Below are 17,354 nucleotides of genomic sequence, written 5' to 3'. Positions count from 1 at the left end.
GTCCCGGGTCACGTCCGCTTGAGCGTGCGCACCGGCGCTCCGGGCTTCCAGACCTGCACGACGAGATACTTCTCGTCCTCCACGGAGGTCCGCACGACCTCCGTGACCTCGGTGCGGAAGAGGTGGAACGGCTCCGGCGGTTCCACCTCTTCGACGTACCGGGCGCGGGTCTCCGTGTCGTCCCTCGGCACCTCCACCGCCCGGCCGGCGACGCGCACGTCGCCGCCGCCCATGGTCGTGCCCTCGCCCGGGTTGGCCTGGAGCGAGAAGCGGGGGTCGCGGCGCAGGTCCAGCGCCTTCATCGACCCCGGCATCATCCCGAACCACAGCTCGCCGTCCAGGAAGCGCACCTCCAGGCCCGTGGTGCGCGGCGAGCCGTCCTTGCGGAGGGTCGCGAGGACGTGGTGCGTGTGGGCGGCGAAGCGTTCCTCGACGGTCCGGGCCAGGTCCGGCTCGGCCGCGGCGAATTCTCCCCAGGTGACGCCGGCGTCCCTCCGGCCGTCCGTGTCCGTGTGCGTGTCCGCGTGCGTGCTCATGGAGCGAGTGTGACCCGGAAAACCGACATCCTCTGTCGGGTATCCGGGTGGTCCTCCGGGTATCCGGCGGATGTCCGGTGTTACGGAACAGAGCTGTCGTACGGCGCGCCCCACGGGTAACTTCCGCCCCGTACGCGAACCCCCCGCGGGAGGACTCATGCACGGGCCCACTCCGCCCCTGCCGGTGCCCACCGACAAACTGCAGTTCGCCATGCCGCCCATGCACGAGTCCCTCGAGGACGAGCGCAGGCACCGCAAGGAGCGGCTGGCGGGCGCGCTGCGGCTGTTCGGCCGGCTCGGCTACGAGGACGGCGTCTCCGGGCACATCACCGCACGCGACCCCGAGTTCAGCGACTGCTTCTGGGTCAACCCGTTCGGCATGCCCTTCCGGCACGTCACCGTGAGCGATCTGGTGCTCGCCAACCAGGACGGCCAGGTCGTCGAGGGCGGACACCACGTCAACCAGGCCGCCTTCGCCGTGCACGCCCAGGTGCACGCGGCCCGGCCCGACGTCGTCGCCGTCGCCCACTGCCACTCCGTGCACGGCCGCGCCCTCGCCGCCCTCGGCGAGCTGCTCGACCCGATCACCCAGGAGAGCTGCGCCTTCTACGAGGACCACGCCCTCTACGACGCCTACACCTCCGTCACCGTCGACCCCGAGGAGGGCCGCCGCATCGCCGCCGCCCTCGGCACCCGCAAGGCGCTGGTGCTGCGCAACCACGGGCTGCTGACCGTGGGCGACTCGGTGGACGCGGCGGCCTGGTGGTTCATGACCATGGAACGCTCCTGCCAGGTGCAGCTCACCGCGCGGGCGGCCGGCCGGCCCGTGCTGATCGACCACCGGCAGGCGGTGGCCACGCGGGAGCAGCTGGGCGGGGACCTGGTGGCGTGGATCAACTACCAGCCGATGTGGCGGGAGATCACGCGGAGCGAACCGGATCTGCTGGACTGAGCGCGCGTCGTTCGTACGAAGGGGAGCGCGCGTCAACCTGACGCCTCGACGTTCACCCGCGGCGATCCGGCCCGGGGGACGGGACGGGCGTGGCGTAGGGCACAATTCGCTCTCGACGCGGGGGAGTTGTCCGGTGGCCGCCGACGGCGGTCGTGGTGTGTCGAGATGTGTCGGGTAGTGCGGGAAGGCGGCTTCGGGCGTGGCGGTGCAGGAGGCGAGACAGGGCGGGGCGGACCCGGCTGCCCACGAGGGCGGCTGCACCTGCGGGGACTGTCCGCACGGGGCGCGTGAGGGGCATCGGCGCGCGGTCGCCGCGTTCCTGGTGAAGCGGGACGAGTACGCCACCGGCCGGGGGCTCCCGGCCGCGGTGGCCCACTCCGCCTCCGCCTCCCGGCAGTGGGTCTCCGAGGAACTCGCCCAGGCCGCCGAGGCGGTGGCCGAACGCGGCCGGGCCGAGGGCGCCGCCTGGCTGGCCCGCCTCTGGCAGCGGACCGCGGCCGTCGTCTGGGCCGGGGTCCTCGTGCTGCTGCTCGTGCAGGCGCTCACCGCGATCGGCGCGGGCTGGACCTCGGCGCGCACCGCGGGGCTGCTGGCCGCGGTGCTGGTGGCGGGGGCGCTCACCGCGGCGTCCTGGTTCCACCGGGCGCGCGGCGGCGCGCTCGCCCCGGTCATCGGCGAGGACAACCGGCTGTCCACGTCCCGCGCGGTGGCGGGCTCCTGGGTGCTGCTCGTCGCGTTCGCCGTTCTCGTACTGGTGGGGCGGCTCGCGGCCGCCTCCGACCACCGGGAACTGGACGCGCTGATCGACGGCCTGGAACTCGCCCGCGGCGCCGGCGTGGTGACCGTGCTCGCCGTGGTCTGCGGGATCGCCGTGCTGGTGCGCCGGGTGGTCGGGCTGCGGGTGCAGGGGCAGCGGCTGCAGAAGGTGCGCGCCCACCGGCCCAGGGCGGCCGACCTGCTCACCGACGACTCAGGGCGCGGCAGCTTCGCCGACATCCAGTACGTCGCCGTCAACGCCGTCGCCCTCGCCTTCGCCGCCGTGCGGCTGGCCCGCCGCCCCGACCAACTGCCCGACCTGCCCTGGGGGCTGGCCGTGATCGTGCTGGTGTCGGCGGGCACCTACCTCGCGGGCAAGTACGCCGAGGGCGGGCGCCCGGTGATCCTGTCCGTGGTGCGGGCCCGGGAGGCCGGCGACCTGGACGCGCCCATCCGCACCGGCGACGACATCGAGATCCGCGGCACCGGGTTCGTCCCGGCCGGGGCGCAGGGCGCGGACCGGCTGGCGCGCATGGTGGTGCGGGTCGGCCCGGTGAACGTCCATGTGCCGCTGGTGCCGGTGGTGGGCGGTTTCGACAACCCGGCCGACGACCTGCTGACCGTGCCGGTCCCCGCGGACGTGGAGCCGGGCCGGGTCGACGTGCAGGTGGTCACCGCGGCCGGCGTGGAGACCAACCGCTACACCATCGACGTCACGGAGTGACGGTGGGACCGCGGGGCGGCGCCGTAGCTGGTGGGTCGCTGTCGCTTCCCTGAGAAAACGCTGTCGACCGGGTTCATCCGACGCCGATTGCCGTACGTTCGGTCTGTCCAGGTGGGCCCGGAGTCGAGAGGCAGCGGCGACATGACGCACGGCATGCGCGCAGACAGTCACACCCCCCGTCCCGACGGCGACGGCGGGCCGCGGGACACCGCCGCCCGCTACGCCCTGCTGCCGCTGCGGATCTTCCTCGGCGTCACCTTCGTCTACGCCGGCCTCGACAAGCTCACCGACAGCGCCTTCCTCAAGGACTCCGGGGCCGGGTCGATCGGCGACATGATGCGCGCCGTCCGCGACTCCTCCGCCATCCCGGCGCTGGTCGACATGGCGCTGGAGAGTCCCGTCGGCTTCGGCTACGCCATCGCCTTCGGCGAACTGGCCGTCGGCATCGGCACCCTGCTCGGACTGCTCACCCGGATCGCCGCCCTCGGCGGGGCGCTGATCTCGCTCAGCCTGTGGCTGACCGTGAGCTGGGCCGCCGATCCGTACTACTACGGCAACGACCTGCCGTACCTCATGGCCTGGACCCCGCTGATCCTGGCCGGGGCCCCGCTGCTGTCCGTGGACGCCGCGCTTCGCGCACGACGCCGGCGCGGAACCCTCTAGCCTCCCGTCGTCCGCGCGTGGCCGTCCGCGTCCGCTCCTTCCGGTGCCGGGCGGCCGCGGCGGCGCACCTGTCCGGTGACGGCACCCACCGCGCCGGCCAGGCAGAGGCCGCCCACGACGAGCGGGATCATCACGAACCACGGTGTCTCCCAGGCCCCTCCCGCGTCCCCGCCGTAGATCACCGCCGCCGCGACGAGGGCGGTGCCCGCGATCAGCCGGCCGGGCTGGAACTCATGACGCAGCACGGCTCACCTCCGCCTGCCCCGCGCCGACCCGGAGGTCGAGCCGCAACGTGCCCGCCTTCCCGGCGCCGGCGGGCGGCTCCAGGGTCATCTCCTTGTACTTGCCCGGCCCCACGTCCACGTCCTTCCGTCCGTCGCCCGGCACCTGGATGTCACCGAGCCCCACCTCGACGTGCAGCCGCACGGTCACGTCCTGCGGGACGATCACATGGATGCGGCCCAGTCCCACCTCGACCTGCGTGGAGACCGTGTCGCCCGCGGGGACGCGGACCGCCGACAGGTCCAGTTCCCCCTCGCCGGCGCCCAGGTCGTACACGGGGCGAATCTGCGCGACCGAGGCGGGCTGCCAGCCCGTGCGGGTCCAGTCCGTGCCGATGTCGTCGGGCACGGCGGTCGATCCGGCGAGCAGGCCCGCCGTGAGGAGCGCGAGGACGACCGATCCGGCACCCGTGCGGCCCAGGAAGGCGCTGACGGCGATCCCGAGGCCGATGACGCCCAAGGCGCACGCCAGACCCGTCTGCAGGCTGGTGCCGAGGGGCTGCGTCTCCCAGGTGAGACCCGTGCCCAGACCGGCCGCGAGCAGCGCGAACAGGAAGACCCGGCCGCCGATCCCCCGCGGGCCTCTCGGCTTGGGCGGGCGCGCCTGCGGCGGGCGCCACACGTCCTTCACGCCGCCGCTGCCGGAGCGGACGCCGACGCCGACCGCGGTGGCGATGTCCAGATCCCGCGAGTCCTCCGGGCCCCACAGATAACCCGTGCCCCCGACATAGGTGCCGTCCTTGACGATGGGCTCGCGCCACCACGACGGATACGCGGCCGGGACCGGCGGGGCCTGCGGCTCGGGCGGGGCGTCGGCGGCGGCCTGCGCGGCTATCGGGTCCGGGCTCGGCGTACCGCGCCGCCGCGACCAGTACGCGGCGCCCGCGAGCAGCAGGGACAGTATGACGGCGAAGCTCAGCACCCCGTCGTTGCTCAGCATGGACAGGAAGATCCCGCAGCCGACCAGCGCGAACAGCACCGCCGCCAGCGTGTGGCCGTCGACCCGGCCGGTGAGCAGCCGGCGGACCTGGTTCTCGTCCTCGTCGTCGTACGGGACGAACAGCCAGGCGAAGCCGTAGAAGATGAGGCCGATGCCACCGGTCGCGGAGAGCACGGCGAGCGTGATCCGGAAGATCACCGGGTCCATGTCGTACTGCCGGGCGAGACCGGAGCAGACGCCGCCGAACATCTGGTGGCGCCGGTCGCGCCGGAAGTGCCGGCCGGGGTCGACGGTCTCCGCCGGTGCGCCGGCCGTCCCCTCCTTTCCCGCGCCCGCACGCGAGGGGCCCGCGGCGGGCGCGCCGGGTCCGGACCCGGGACCCGGTCCCGGACCCGACGCGGCATGCTGGTGATCCGTCATGCGTCCATGGTGACGGCCGGGCCGCCCGAGCGGCAGTCGGAACGACCCTGGCCGGACCCTGATATCCGCCCCTGAGGCAGGCCTCGGGGCGGCGGGGCGAGGGGAGCGCGCCTTGGCCGGGCGCCCCCAGCCCAGGACCTCGCCTCACGCTCCCAACGGTCCGGAGCCCGACGGCTCCCGGTCCGGGGCTGGGTGCTCCGTGGTCCGGAGCCGCATCCCCATGGCCGGGGTGCGGGCCTTGCGGTCGGGGCCGGCGCCCCGGGGGTCCGGGCCGCCCCGCCTCGCCGGCCCGGCGGCAGCCGGCCCGTACGCCGGGATCAGGGGAGTCTCCGGGGCGGACCCTGATGCCCTGGACTGCTCGGCGTGTGACCATCGTTGGCATGTCGGAAGCCGCAGCAGCGTCCCTCGCCGAGCCGCGGCCGCCGCGCAAGCTCTACCGCAGCAGTGACGGACGCTGGCTCGGGGGAGTGGCGCGGGGGCTCGCCGGGCATCTCGGCCTGCCCGTGATCTGGGTGCGCCTCGCGTTCGTCGCCCTGTTCATGGCCGACGGTCTCGGGGCCCTGCTGTACGCCGCGTTCTGGTTCTTCGTGCCGCTCGGGGTGGGCGGCGTCGATGCGCAGAGGCCGCCCTCGCCGGTCACCACCGAGACCACCCCGGACGGCCGCCGCAGGCTCGTCACGCGGAAACCGGACAAGGGGCAGATCGTCGCCCTGCTGCTCATGGTCGTCGTGGCCATGATCTTCGTGGGCAGCGTGGACCTCACCAACGGCGCCCGGGCCTACCTGTGGCCGACCGTCCTGGTCGGCGCGGGCGTGGCCCTGGTGTGGCGGCAGGCGGACAACGCGCGCCGGGCCCGCTGGATGGAGGTCGGCCGCCGCAGGCGGACGGTCACGCTGCTGCGGGCGGTGGCGGGCGTGCTGCTGGTGACGGCGGGCGCCTCCGGCATCTTCGTCCTGCGCGGCTCCGGCAGCCACCTCGGCGCGGTGCTGCAGGCCGCCCTCGCGGTCCTCGTGGGCGTCACCCTGCTCGCCGGGCCGTACCTCGTCCGCATGACCCAGGACCTCTCCGAGGAGCGCCTGATGCGCATCCGCGCACAGGAGCGCGCCGAGGTCGCCGCCCACGTCCACGACTCCGTGCTGCACACCCTCACCCTGATCCAGCGCAACGCGGACAGTCCCGGCGAGGTGCGCCGCCTGGCGCGGGCCCAGGAACGCGACCTGCGCGCCTGGCTCTACAAGCCGGAGGGGAACGGCAAGGACGAGGACGAGGAGCCCACCACCCTCGCCGAGGCGGTCAAGCGCAACGCAGCCGAGGTCGAGGACAAGCACGGCGTCCCCCTCGAGGTCGTGGTCGTGGGCGACTGCCCCCTCGACGAGAAGATCGGCGCGCAGATGCAGGCCGCGAGGGAAGCGATGGTCAACGCCGCCAAGTACGGTGGCGACGGAGGCGCGGTCCAGGTCTACGCGGAGGTCGAGGGGAGGACGGTGTTCGTGTCCGTCCGGGACCGCGGTCCCGGGTTCGACCTCGACTCGATACCCGCCGACCGCATGGGCGTCAGAGAATCGATCATCGGCCGCATGGAACGCAACGGCGGCACGGCGCGGCTGCGCGCGGTGCCGGACGGCGGCACCGAGGTCGAGCTGGAGATGGAGAGGGCGGAGAAGACGTCATGAGCGAGCCGACCGAGGCGAACGCAGCGGCGGAAGCGGCACCGGCGGACGGGACCGCGGAGCCGGCCGGCGGCACCGGGCGGCGCCATGTGCGCGTGGTCCTCGTCGACGACCACCGCATGTTCCGTACGGGGGTCCAGGCGGAGATCGGGCAGACCGAGCAGACCGGCGTCGAGGTGGTCGGCGAGGCCGCCGACGTCGACCAGGCGGTCACGGTCATCACCGCGACCCGGCCCGAGGTGGTGCTGCTCGACGTGCACCTGCCCGGGGGCGGCGGTGTGGAGGTGCTGCGGCGCTGCACGCCGTTGATGGGCGACCCGGAGCGGCCGGTGCGTTTCCTCGCGCTGTCCGTGTCGGACGCGGCGGAGGACGTCATCGGCGTCATCCGGGCCGGGGCGCGCGGCTACGTCACCAAGACGATCACGGGTGCCGACCTGATCGACTCGATCTTCCGGGTGCAGGAGAACGACGCGGTGTTCTCGCCGCGGCTGGCCGGGTTCGTGCTGGACGCCTTCGCGTCGACGGACGCCCCGCCGGTGGACGAGGACCTGGACCGCCTCACCCAGCGCGAGCGGGAGGTGCTGCGGCTGATCGCCCGGGGCTACGCGTACAAGGAGATCGCCAAGCAGCTGTTCATCTCGGTGAAGACGGTGGAGTCGCACGTCTCCGCGGTGCTGCGCAAGCTGCAGCTGTCCAACCGCCATGAGCTGACCCGCTGGGCGACGGCGCGGCGGCTCGTCTGAGCCGCCCGAACCGCCCGGCCGGCTGTGCCCGGTCACACCACGCGTGTCGCCCCCGCGAACGGCATCTGGTCGACGGGGGCCACGCGGACCGGGGCCGAGGGGTTCGGGGCGTGGATCATCTGCCCGTTGCCGATGTAGAGGCCGACGTGGCTGATGCCCGAGTAGAAGAACACCAGGTCTCCGGGGAGAAGTTCGGAGCGGGAGACCCGGCGGCCCGCGTCGATCTGCGCGTACGTCGTGCGCGGCAGGGAGACGCCGGCGGAGCGGTACGCGGCCAGCACGAGGCCCGAGCAGTCGAAGGCGTCGGGGCCGGTCGCGCCCCACACGTAAGGGCTGCCGAGCTTCTGGTGGGCGTAGGCGACGGCCTGCGCGGCGCGCGCATTCGGCGCCTGCGACAGGGCGGCGGCGTCCCGGACCGTACCGCCGGCCGAGCGGGCGGCGCGGCCGGAGCCGCCGGTGATCCGGACGCGCTCCTCGGGTGACATCCGCGACAGCGCCTGGCGGGCGGCGGACAGCTTCTCGGTGACCGTCCTCTTGTGACGCTCGAGTTCGGCCCGGCGGGTGGTGAGCGTCTTCACCTCGACGCGGGCCGCGCCGCGCAGCTTCTCGATCTCCCGGAGCCGGGCGCGCACCCGGCCCAGTTCGGCGTGGTGGCGGCTGCCGGCGCGTTCGGCGAGGGCCGCGCCGTCGAGGTAGGCGTCGGGGTCGTCGGACAGCATCAGCCGCAGGGCGGGGTCGAGGCCGCCGGCGCGGTACTGCGCCGCCGCGACCGTGCCCAACGCCTCCCGGGCCTTGTTGAGCCGTGCCTGGGCGCGGGCCGTCTCGTCCTGGAGGTCGCGCAGCCGCTGCCGCGCCGAATCCGCCTTCTCCTTCGCGCCGTTGTACTTCTCGGTGGCGACCTCGGCCTCGCGGTACAGGCGGCTGACGTCGGCGCCGGGTGGCGTCGGCCGCGGAGCCGCGTGTCCCGCTCCGTCGAAGCCGGCCGCGGCGGCCGCTCCCGCGAGGACCACGGTGGCGGCCGCACGGGCCGTGGTGCCGCCCACCGTGTGCTGCCGTGACCTGCGGTGCGCTGCCACCCTCGAAGCCGTCCTTCCCACCGACGCCCGCCGTGGCCGGACGACTGCCCGGCGGTCCGGCGGCGGGGTGACAGGGGAGCCGTCCGCCGCCGGACCCTTTCCTCGGCGGAGGTGTCCGGCCGCCGCTCCTGGCCCGAGCGGCGATGCGGAGCCGGTCACCTGGGGCAGGACGCTAGGCCCGGCCGCGCGGAGCGGGACACGGGTTGTGCGGAACTGTTGCCCACGGACCGCCGGGTGACCGTAAGTGACCGTAGTGCCGCACACCGCGGCTCGCTCTCACTCAGGGTGATGACCGATGTGGTGAAGGCGGGAAGGATGAGGGCGGCGGAATGCTATGGGACGCCCCTGGCTAGGCTCCGGCCTCATGGACGTACTCATCCACATCTTCGTCGGTCTGCACATCATCGGCATCGCGTCGCTGCTCGGCGGTTTCCTCACCCAGATGAAGGCGATGGGCGCGGGCACCGCCCGCTTCGTCCCCGCGATGCTGCACGGCGCGCTGACGATGCTGGTCACCGGCGTGATCCTGGTGGGTCTCAACCAGGCCCAGGACCACTCCGTGGACAACATCAAGATCGGCGTGAAGCTGGCGCTGCTGATCGTGATCCTCGGCCTGGTCTACGTGAAGCGGGACGAGGAGAAGGTGGACAAGGGCGTCTTCGGCCTGGTCGGTCTGCTGACCGTGGCGAACATCTTCATCGCGGTCCTCTGGACCTGAGCCCCCGCCCCGGAACGCCGGGCCCCCGCCGTCGACGCGAGACCGCCGGCCGAGCCGTCACAGGGCCGGCCGGCGGTTTCGTGTCCGCGCGTCGAGGGGTCCGTCAGGCCGGGCGGACGATGCTGTGGATCGCGGAGTCGCCGTCGTAGTAGACCGACTCCTCGCGGACGTACGTGCCCGGCTTCGGGGCGTGGATCATCATGCCGTTGCCGATGTAGATGCCCACGTGGGTGACGTCGTCGTAGAAGAAGACGAGGTCACCGGGTTGGGCCTGGGACACCGGGACGGTGGTGCCCGCGTTCACCTGGTCGTACGTGGTGCGCGGCAGGGAGACGCCGGCGGCCTTCCAGGCGGCCTGGGTCAGCCCCGAGCAGTCGTAGGAGCCGGGGCCGGTCGCGCCCCAGACGTACGGCTTGCCGATCTGCGCGCGGGCGAAGGCGAGGGCCTTCTCGGCCTTGGTGCCGTACGACGAGGCGGCCGGCGGGGTCCCGGTCGAGCCCGTGGACCCGGCCTCGGAGCCCTCCGAGGCGCCGCCGCCCTGCTGCGCGGCCTCCTCGCGGGCCTGCTCCTGCTCCGCCTGCTGCCGGGCCAGCTCCGCGGCCTTGCGGGCGGCCTCCTCCTGCTTGCGCCTCTCGATCGCGGCGAGCCGCGCCTTCTCCTCGGCGGTCAGCTTCGACAGGAGTTCGCGCGCGTCGGCGAGCTTCTTCTGGACGGTGGCCTTGGCCGTCTTCAGGTCGCCCTGCGTCTCGGTGAGCGTGCGGAGGCTCTCGGTGGCCTCCTGCCGCTTCTTCATGGTCTCGGTCTGCCGGGTGACGTAGTCGTCCACCGCCGCCTTCTGGCGGCCGGTCATCCGGTCCAGCACCTGACGCTGGTCGAAGATGTCCTGCGGGGTCTCCGCGAGCAGGAACGTCGCGGTGTCGGGCAGGCCCGCGCCGGTGCGGTACTGGGCGGCCGCGTACGAGCCCAGCTCGGCCCGTGCCTCGTTCAGCTTCTGCGTGCGCTGCGCCACGTCGTCGAGGAGGGTGTCGACGCGCTTGCGCTGCTTGGTGGTCTGCTCCTTGGCCGCGTTGTACTTCTCGGTCGCCGACTCGGCCTGGCGGTAGAGGTCGCCGACCTTCTTCTCGACCTCCTCCAGGCTCGGCCGGTCCTCGCCCGGAGCGGCGTCGGCGGTCTGGGAGAGCAGGGCCACGGAGGTGAGCGCGGCCGTGGCGAGGGCCGGGGTGCGTATGCCTGCCACGCGCGTGCCCGGGGTGCGCGACTTGCGGTGCGACGCCAAGGGAGGCGACTCCTTCCAGTGCTCCGCCTACCGGGTTAGCTGTCGGGTTCGGGCGAGTGGCTGGAAGGGTTGCCCTACGGCCTGCTCCGAAGAGTGGGCCGATTCACCCCAGGTCTCGGTGGGTCCCCGGATCCGGCTGCCACGGCGGACAGTGACGGACTCGGCGGGGGCCGCACGGTCCGGCGAGGTTCGCCGGCGGGGGACGAGCGGCCCGGACCGCACGGTAGCCAACTGGTGTGGCCCTTGTGAAGGTTGATGGGTGATATGCCCGATACATTTTCGTGACCTTCCCGTGGATGTCACGCAGGGTGAGTCGGTGACCGTGGAGGGTGCCCGCCCCGGCGCCCCCGGGAAGGGCCGGGGGATGTTTCCGGGGCGGCCCCGGGTTGTCGGTGGAGCGCCCTAGACTCGGAGAGCGATGAGCAGCCTCTTTGACGACAGCTTCCTGGCGGACCTCCAGGCCCAGCGCGGCCCGGCGGACGAGCCCCCGCCGCCGCCCGAGGACGAGCACGCCCCGGAGCCCCTGCCGGACGACCTGTTCGGCGGGAAGTTCGACGTGCCCCCGGAGCGGGACTCCTACTACCGGGACGGCGCCCCCCGCCCGGTGATCGACTCCGCCGCGCTGCTGGAGGGGCTGAACGACAACCAGCGCGCCGCGGTCGTGCACTCCGGCTCCCCCCTGCTCATCGTCGCGGGAGCCGGGTCCGGCAAGACCCGCGTGCTCACCCATCGCATCGCCTACCTGCTCGCCGAGCGGGACGTCCACCCGGGCCAGATCCTCGCGATCACCTTCACCAACAAGGCCGCGGGCGAGATGAAGGAGCGCGTCGAACAGCTCGTCGGCCCCCGGGCGAACGCGATGTGGGTCATGACCTTCCACAGCGCGTGCGTCCGCATCCTGCGCCGCGAGTCCAAGAAGCTCGGCTTCACCTCGTCCTTCTCGATCTACGACGCCGCCGACTCCAAGCGCCTGATGGCCCTCGTCTGCCGCGACCTGGACCTCGACCCCAAGCGCTTCCCGCCGAAGTCCTTCAGCGCCAAGATCAGCAACCTGAAGAACGAGCTGATCGACGAGGAGGACTTCGCCGCGCAGGCCACGGACGGGTTCGAGAAGACCCTCGCCCAGGCCTACGCGCTGTACCAGTCGCGCCTGCGCGAGGCGAACGCGCTGGACTTCGACGACCTGATCATGACGACGGTCAATCTGCTCCGCGCCTTCCCCGACGTCGCCGAGCACTACCGCCGCCGCTTCCGGCACGTCCTGGTCGACGAGTACCAGGACACCAACCACGCCCAGTACGCCCTGGTGCGCGAGCTGGTCGGGGGCGCCTCGGAGCACCCCGTCGACGTCCCGCCGGAGGCCGAGGTGCCGCCCGCCGAGCTGTGCGTGGTGGGTGACGCCGACCAGTCCATCTATGCCTTCCGCGGCGCGACGATCCGCAACATCCTCCAGTTCGAGGAGGACTACCCGGACGCGACGACGATCCTGCTGGAGCAGAACTACCGCTCCACGCAGACGATCCTGTCCGCCGCCAACGCCGTCATCGAGCGCAACGAGTCCCGCCGCCCGAAGAACCTGTGGACCAACGCCGGCACCGGCGCGCTCATCACCGGCTACGTCGCCGACACGGAGCACGACGAGGCGCAGTTCGTCGCCGACGAGATAGACCGCCTCACGGACGCGGGCGAGGCCAAGGCCGGCGACGTCGCCGTCTTCTACCGCACCAACGCACAGTCCCGTGTCTTCGAGGAGATCTTCATCCGCGTCGGCCTGCCGTACAAGGTCGTCGGCGGCGTCCGCTTCTACGAGCGCAAGGAGGTCCGGGACGTTCTGGCCTACCTGCGGGTGCTGGCCAACCCGGAGGACTCGGTGCCGCTGCGCCGCATCCTCAACGTCCCCAAGCGCGGCATCGGCGACCGCGCCGAGGCCATGATCGACGCGCTCGCCCAGCGGGAGAAGATCAGCTTCCCGCAGGCGCTGCGCCGCGTCGACGAGGCGTACGGCATGGCCGCCCGGTCGGCGAACGCGGTCAAGCGGTTCAACACGCTGATGGAGGACCTCCGTACGGTCGTCGAGTCGGGGGCGGGGCCGGCGACGGTCCTCGAAGCCATCCTCGAACGCACCGGCTACCTCGCCGAGTTGCAGGCGTCCACCGATCCGCAGGACGAGACCCGCATCGAGAACCTGCAGGAACTCGCGGCCGTCGCCCTGGAGTTCGAGCAGGAGCGCGGCGAGGGCGAGACCGGCACGCTGGCAGACTTCCTCGAGCAGGTCGCCCTGGTCGCCGACTCCGACCAGATCCCCGACGAGGAGGACGGCGACGGCGTCATCACGCTGATGACCCTCCACACCGCCAAGGGTCTGGAGTTCCCGGTCGTCTTCCTCACCGGCATGGAGGACGGCGTCTTCCCGCACATGCGCGCCCTCGGCCAGACCAAGGAGCTGGAGGAGGAGCGCCGCCTGGCGTACGTCGGCATCACGCGCGCCCGCGAGCGGCTCTACCTCACGCGGTCGGTGATGCGCAGCGCCTGGGGCCAGCCGTCGTACAACCCGCCCTCGCGGTTCCTGGAGGAAATCCCGGCCACGCACCTGGAGTGGAAGCGGACCGGGGGGAGCGCGCCGATGTCCTCCGGGCCGGCGTCCGGGGTGGCGGCGTCGCTGTCGTCGACCCGCTCCCGCTCGTCCGCGTCGGGCGCGTCCGGCTTCGCCACCCGGCGTACTTCGGAGAAGCCCGTGGTGTCGCTGGCGGTCGGGGACCGGGTCACGCACGACCAGTTCGGCCTGGGCACGGTCGTCGCGGTGAAGGGCACGGGGGCGAACGCCGAGGCGACGATCGACTTCGGCGACGAGAAGCCCAAGCGCCTGCTGCTGCGGTACGCGCCGGTGGAGAAGCTCTAGACGTACATGCGGGGGCCCGTCGTGGGCCGGGGTTCGCTCCGGTGCCGCGACGGGCACCGGAGCTCGGGCCGGCCTACGTGGGTTCCAGGCCGTGGCTGCGGAACCAGGCGAGGGGGTCGATCGACGAGCCGCCGCCGGGGCGGACCTCGAAGTGAAGGTGCGGGCCGGTCGAGTTGCCGGAGTTCCCGGAGAACGCGATCTGGTCGCCGGCCTTGACGGTCGCGCCGGAGGGTACCTGGTAACTGGAGAGGTGGCAGTACCACGTCTCCGTGCCGTCCATCGCCGTCACGATCAGCATGTTGCCGTAGGCGGAGTTGTACTGCGTGCGCACCGTGCCGTCGGTCGCCGCCAGCACGGGCGTGCCGTACGAGACGGGGAAGTCGATGCCGGTGTGGAGGGACATCCAGTTGATGCCGGACTGGCCGTAGTAGGCGCTGAGTCCGTGCTGGGCCACCGGGAGCGCGAACTTCGGGCGGAGCCGCTCCTTGCGGGCCGCCTCCTCGGCCGCCCGCCTGCGCTCGAGCTCCTGCTGGGCCTTGAGGTCGATGCGGCCCTGGGCGCGGCTGGCCCGGTCGGCGAAGTCGTCGGCGCCGGCGGCGAGGCTCTCGAGCTGGGTGTCCAGCTTGACGTTGGCGGCGGACGGCTGGACCGGCTGGGCGTCCGCGGCGGTCGTCCGCGCCTCCTGGCCGCCCTCCTCGGACAGATCGCCCACCGAGGCGGCCGCGATGCCGGCGACCCCCATCACACACGCCGAGGGCACGGCCACGGTCAGCAGCGCGGAGCGCTTGGGCGGGGTGCGGCGGCGGGAGCGGGACCCGGAGCGGGAGGCGGCGCGCGGTGCGGGGGCGACCTCCTCCTGCTCGTCGAGGAGGGAGACGGCGGGCAGTTCGCCGGTGTCGGCCGGTTCACCGGCGCCGGGTTCGTCCGGACCGGGCTCCCCGCGGTAGTCGTCCTCCGCGTACGGCTGGTCGGGCGCGTCCTGCTGGTAGGACTCCTGGGAGAAGTTCTCCTGGCCGAAGTCCTGTTGTGCCGCGAAGTCCTCGTGTGCCGCGAAGTTCTCCTGCTCGTACGGCTCTCCGCCGTACTGCGCGTCCGGCGCGGGCGTCCCGCCGCCGTCGGAGTTCCACTCGGTGGCGTCGTAGACGCCGCTGTCGAAGGTCTGCGTGCCCCAGTCCCACTGCTGGGTCGGGTCCGCGGGCTGCTCGGCCTGGTCGGGCTGGAGCCACGCGTTCGCGTCCCACTGGCCGGTCTCGGGGGATCCGCCCTGCTGGGGAATCACCGCCATCGGCTGCCGGCCGGTGGTCCAGGCGGTCGCGTCATGGCCGCCGGTGTCGTACGCGGCCTGCTGGAAGGCGTAGGCGTCGTAGTGCCCGGTGTCCTGCGCGCCGGCCGTCCACTGACCGGTGGTCCAGGTGGCCTGCGCGGGGTCCTCGCCCGGCATGCTCCCGAAGAGGGGGTCGGCGGCGAAGGTGCCGGCGGCGTGCTCGCCGGTGCCGTAGTAGGTGGCGTCGTAGCCGCCGTAGGAGGTGACGTCCCCGTACGGGACCCCCTGGCTGCCGTACGACGCGTAGGGCGCCGAGGCGGCATCGGAGGCCGGAGCCGGGGTCATGGTCCCCGACGGGTGACGGTCGTTCACCAACTTCTCTTTCGCCTCGACAACAGGGGCTGCCAGAGCAGTGCGGCGACTGTACCCGGCGGTATGCGGGCGCGACAATCTTCCCCAGGTTTCGCGCCCGCAGGAAACGGGCATTCGGTCGGGTTTCGGCGGTCGGCGGACGCGGTCTTGGCCCTGTGTTCGACTTGTGTTCGAAATTGTGACGCGTGGGCGCGGGCAAGTCGGCCGCCCCTGACCGATGTTGTTCGCTTCTGGACGGGAGGGATCACTAAGTGCGGGCGGAGGGGTGCGGGCGTGTCGTGCGCCCCCGCGCCTCAGGCCACCGTGAGCCCGTTCGCCCGTCCGCCGGACGGTTCACCCGGATGCGCCGTGTCCAGCGCCTCCCGGATGCCCGTCGCCACCGCCGGGTGCACCGGCAGCGCCAGGTGCCCCACGCCGCTCACCCGCACATTGACCGCCTTCAGGTCCGGGTGCTCGACGCACGCGTTCTCCAGCGGATCCATGATGTGGTCGAGGTCGCTCCAGAACGCCACGAAGTGCGTACGGCACCCGGGGGCGGGCCGGGCCAGCTCCTCCAGCACCGGCGAACCGGGACGCATCTGCCGCACGATCGGATGGGCGTTGGCCAGCGGCGCCACCCGCGTGCCGGAGTGCGGGGTGCCGAGCGTGACCAGCGTCCGCACCCTCCGGTCACCGCCCAGCCGCTGCACGTAGTACCGCGCGATCAGCCCGCCCAGGCTGTGCCCCACCACGTCCACCCGCTCGCTGCCCGTGCGCTCGCAGACCTGCTCGACATGCCGTCCGAGCAGCTCGGCGGCCGTGCGGATGTCGCACGTCAGCGGAGAGTAGTTGAGCGACTCGATCTGCTGCCGGCCGTGCTGGGCCAGGCTGCGGCGCAGCAGCACGAAGACGGAGCGGTTGTCGATGAAGCCGTGCAGCAGCACGACCGGGGGCTTGGCCTCCGTCGGCAGCTGCGCCGTCCCCCCGGGGGCGGTCAGCGCGGAACGGTCGGGGCCGCGCCGCTCCTGGACGATGCCGGCGGGATAGAGGAGGACATGGCCCGCCAGGATCGCCAGCTCCAGGGCGGTCGCCTTCAGCAGGCTCACGGAGAGATCCGCCAGCCGGGCCGGCAGAAGGCGCCGGCAGAGGGGCAGGAACGGAAGAGCTGCCTGGGTGACCTTCATGGCCGACCTCCTGTCGGCACGCGAGGGGACAGCCTCGTCCCCCGTGTGCCCTCGTGGAATGGCGCTCCGAGTGCGGTCGACGGTGCGCGCCGGTGAAGCGCGGACGGTGCGCGGTGGTGGGTCGACCTCGAGGCGCATCCCTTATGCGCATGTTCCCACTGTTGTCCGTGTGCCGCACGAGAACTCGGCCTGGAGGCCGGGCCCGGAAACGCTGCGCGACGGACATGTCCCACCGTGTGATTTCCCCCTCCCTCTGCACCGCGAAACTGCCGGTTGCGGGATGCTGGGGATAACGTTCGTTCACTTCTGCGGCCGGTTCGGGCCGGGGAATCCGTGCGATGTGTGCGGTACTGGTCGATGTCGATACGGATGGATGTAGTCGCTTCATGGAGGCAGTGATGGGTGTGGCAGCCGGTCCGATCCGCGTGGTGGTGGCCAAGCCGGGGCTCGACGGCCACGATCGCGGGGCCAAGGTCATCGCGCGGGCCCTGCGCGACGCCGGTATGGAGGTGATCTACACCGGGCTCCACCAGACCCCCGAGCAGATCGTCGACACCGCGATCCAGGAGGACGCCGACGCGATCGGCCTGTCCATCCTCTCGGGCGCGCACAACACGCTGTTCGCGGCGGTCATCGACCTGCTCAAGGAACGGGACGCGGAGGACATCCTCGTCTTCGGCGGCGGCATCATCCCCGAGGCGGACATCCCCCCGCTGAAGGAGAAGGGCGTCGCGGAGATCTTCACGCCGGGCGCCACCACGGCGTCCATCGTGGACTGGGTGCGGGCGAACGTGCGGCAGCCCGCGGAGGCGTAGGCGCGGGGTCGCTGCGGCAGGCGGGTGTCGTACCGCCGGGGCGGCTGCGCCGGTCGTGGGCGCCCGTGAGGCGGCCATCGCCTGTG

Annotated in this window: 15 protein-coding genes and 1 riboswitch; of the genes, 8 read left to right on the top strand and 7 right to left on the bottom strand. The window is 72.7% G+C overall.

The window, feature by feature from the left end:
* Positions 1-8 precede the first annotated feature (8 nt).
* Positions 9-536, bottom strand: coding sequence for a pyridoxamine 5'-phosphate oxidase family protein (locus ELQ39_RS11960; protein ID WP_242591882.1), 528 nt, complete (start codon positions 534-536; stop codon positions 9-11).
* A gap of 157 nt (positions 537-693) precedes the next feature.
* Between ELQ39_RS11960 and ELQ39_RS11955 the strand changes: the two genes are divergently transcribed.
* From ELQ39_RS11955 to ELQ39_RS11945, 3 genes are all read left to right on the top strand, one after another.
* A complete protein-coding gene (locus tag ELQ39_RS11955; protein ID WP_190004900.1) occupies positions 694-1,488 on the top strand; it encodes a class II aldolase/adducin family protein in 795 nt (264 codons plus the stop codon).
* A gap of 199 nt (positions 1,489-1,687) precedes the next feature.
* Positions 1,688-2,968: a hypothetical protein gene (locus tag ELQ39_RS11950; protein ID WP_242591881.1), complete on the top strand. Its 1,281-nt coding sequence runs from the start codon at positions 1,688-1,690 to the stop codon at positions 2,966-2,968.
* A gap of 141 nt (positions 2,969-3,109) precedes the next feature.
* Positions 3,110-3,631, top strand: a complete 522-nt coding sequence (locus ELQ39_RS11945) for a DoxX family protein (RefSeq protein ID WP_242591880.1) — start codon at positions 3,110-3,112, stop codon at positions 3,629-3,631.
* Here ELQ39_RS11945 and ELQ39_RS11940 read toward each other — a convergent pair.
* Positions 3,628-3,876 carry a hypothetical protein gene (locus ELQ39_RS11940; protein ID WP_190004897.1) on the bottom strand — a complete coding sequence of 83 codons (249 nt, stop codon included), beginning with the start codon at positions 3,874-3,876 and terminating at the stop codon, positions 3,628-3,630. The genes ELQ39_RS11945 and ELQ39_RS11940 overlap by 4 nt on opposite strands.
* Complete coding sequence (locus ELQ39_RS11935; protein WP_242591879.1) at positions 3,863-5,272, bottom strand: PspC domain-containing protein; 1,410 nt, start codon at positions 5,270-5,272, stop codon at positions 3,863-3,865. The genes ELQ39_RS11940 and ELQ39_RS11935 overlap by 14 nt, the downstream gene beginning before the upstream one ends.
* A gap of 380 nt (positions 5,273-5,652) precedes the next feature.
* Here ELQ39_RS11935 and ELQ39_RS11930 point away from each other — a divergent pair, with 380 nt between their 5' ends.
* Positions 5,653-6,945: an ATP-binding protein gene (locus ELQ39_RS11930; protein WP_190004895.1), complete on the top strand. Its 1,293-nt coding sequence runs from the start codon at positions 5,653-5,655 to the stop codon at positions 6,943-6,945.
* Positions 6,942-7,685 (top strand): LuxR C-terminal-related transcriptional regulator, encoded by a 744-nt coding sequence (locus tag ELQ39_RS11925; protein WP_190004894.1) that lies wholly within the window; start codon positions 6,942-6,944, stop codon positions 7,683-7,685. The genes ELQ39_RS11930 and ELQ39_RS11925 overlap by 4 nt, the downstream gene beginning before the upstream one ends.
* A 32-nt stretch (positions 7,686-7,717) precedes the next feature.
* Here the strand turns inward: ELQ39_RS11925 and ELQ39_RS11920 are convergent, their stop codons facing one another.
* Positions 7,718-8,761, bottom strand: coding sequence for a C40 family peptidase (locus tag ELQ39_RS11920; protein WP_242591878.1), 1,044 nt, complete (start codon positions 8,759-8,761; stop codon positions 7,718-7,720).
* Between the two features lie 364 nt (positions 8,762-9,125).
* Between ELQ39_RS11920 and ELQ39_RS11915 the strand changes: the two genes are divergently transcribed.
* Complete coding sequence (locus ELQ39_RS11915; RefSeq protein WP_190004892.1) at positions 9,126-9,479, top strand: hypothetical protein; 354 nt, start codon at positions 9,126-9,128, stop codon at positions 9,477-9,479.
* 103 nt (positions 9,480-9,582) lie between these two features.
* Here the strand turns inward: ELQ39_RS11915 and ELQ39_RS11910 are convergent, their stop codons facing one another.
* Positions 9,583-10,755, bottom strand: a complete 1,173-nt coding sequence (locus ELQ39_RS11910; RefSeq protein WP_242591877.1) for a C40 family peptidase — start codon at positions 10,753-10,755, stop codon at positions 9,583-9,585.
* Between the two features lie 7 nt (positions 10,756-10,762).
* A riboswitch (cyclic di-AMP (ydaO/yuaA leader) is annotated at positions 10,763-10,931 on the bottom strand.
* A 242-nt stretch (positions 10,932-11,173) separates the two neighbouring features.
* Here ELQ39_RS11910 and pcrA point away from each other — a divergent pair.
* Positions 11,174-13,654 (top strand): DNA helicase PcrA, encoded by a 2,481-nt coding sequence (gene pcrA / locus ELQ39_RS11905; RefSeq protein WP_225629161.1) that lies wholly within the window; start codon positions 11,174-11,176, stop codon positions 13,652-13,654.
* A 73-nt stretch (positions 13,655-13,727) separates the two neighbouring features.
* Here pcrA and ELQ39_RS11900 read toward each other — a convergent pair whose 3' ends face one another.
* Both ELQ39_RS11900 and ELQ39_RS11895 read right to left on the bottom strand, forming a co-directional pair.
* The gene (locus tag ELQ39_RS11900; RefSeq protein WP_242595591.1) at positions 13,728-15,263 is read right to left on the bottom strand and encodes a peptidoglycan DD-metalloendopeptidase family protein; all 1,536 of its coding nucleotides are present in this window, start codon (positions 15,261-15,263) and stop codon (positions 13,728-13,730) included.
* A 320-nt stretch (positions 15,264-15,583) separates the two neighbouring features.
* Positions 15,584-16,453: an esterase/lipase family protein gene (locus tag ELQ39_RS11895; protein WP_242591876.1), complete on the bottom strand. Its 870-nt coding sequence runs from the start codon at positions 16,451-16,453 to the stop codon at positions 15,584-15,586.
* Between the two features lie 398 nt (positions 16,454-16,851).
* On the opposite strand from ELQ39_RS11895, the gene ELQ39_RS11890 reads away from it, so the two are divergent.
* Complete coding sequence (locus ELQ39_RS11890) at positions 16,852-17,268, top strand: cobalamin B12-binding domain-containing protein (protein ID WP_190004888.1); 417 nt, start codon at positions 16,852-16,854, stop codon at positions 17,266-17,268.
* Positions 17,269-17,354: the final 86 nt, after the last annotated feature.

The sequence above is a fragment of the Streptomyces sp. GB4-14 genome (assembly GCF_022696125.1).
In the GTDB taxonomy this organism is placed as follows: Bacteria; Actinomycetota; Actinomycetes; order Streptomycetales; family Streptomycetaceae; genus Streptomyces; species Streptomyces werraensis.
The sequence above is the reverse complement of the archived record's forward strand: the minus strand, read 5'-3'. Positions and strand labels throughout refer to the sequence as shown.

Coding starts and splice junctions, on each gene's coding strand:
- ELQ39_RS11915 (WP_190004892.1), top strand. CDS start 9,126: ATGGACGTACTCATCCACATCTTCGTCGGTCTGCACATCATCGGCATC.
- ELQ39_RS11930 (WP_190004895.1), top strand. CDS start 5,653: ATGTCGGAAGCCGCAGCAGCGTCCCTCGCCGAGCCGCGGCCGCCGCGC.
- ELQ39_RS11945 (WP_242591880.1), top strand. CDS start 3,110: ATGACGCACGGCATGCGCGCAGACAGTCACACCCCCCGTCCCGACGGC.
- ELQ39_RS11955 (WP_190004900.1), top strand. CDS start 694: ATGCACGGGCCCACTCCGCCCCTGCCGGTGCCCACCGACAAACTGCAG.
- pcrA (WP_225629161.1), top strand. CDS start 11,174: ATGAGCAGCCTCTTTGACGACAGCTTCCTGGCGGACCTCCAGGCCCAG.
- ELQ39_RS11900 (WP_242595591.1), bottom strand. CDS start 15,263: ATGACCCCGGCTCCGGCCTCCGATGCCGCCTCGGCGCCCTACGCGTCG.
- ELQ39_RS11895 (WP_242591876.1), bottom strand. CDS start 16,453: ATGAAGGTCACCCAGGCAGCTCTTCCGTTCCTGCCCCTCTGCCGGCGC.
- ELQ39_RS11935 (WP_242591879.1), bottom strand. CDS start 5,272: ATGACGGATCACCAGCATGCCGCGTCGGGTCCGGGACCGGGTCCCGGG.
- ELQ39_RS11925 (WP_190004894.1), top strand. CDS start 6,942: ATGAGCGAGCCGACCGAGGCGAACGCAGCGGCGGAAGCGGCACCGGCG.
- ELQ39_RS11890 (WP_190004888.1), top strand. CDS start 16,852: ATGGGTGTGGCAGCCGGTCCGATCCGCGTGGTGGTGGCCAAGCCGGGG.
- ELQ39_RS11960 (WP_242591882.1), bottom strand. CDS start 536: ATGAGCACGCACGCGGACACGCACACGGACACGGACGGCCGGAGGGAC.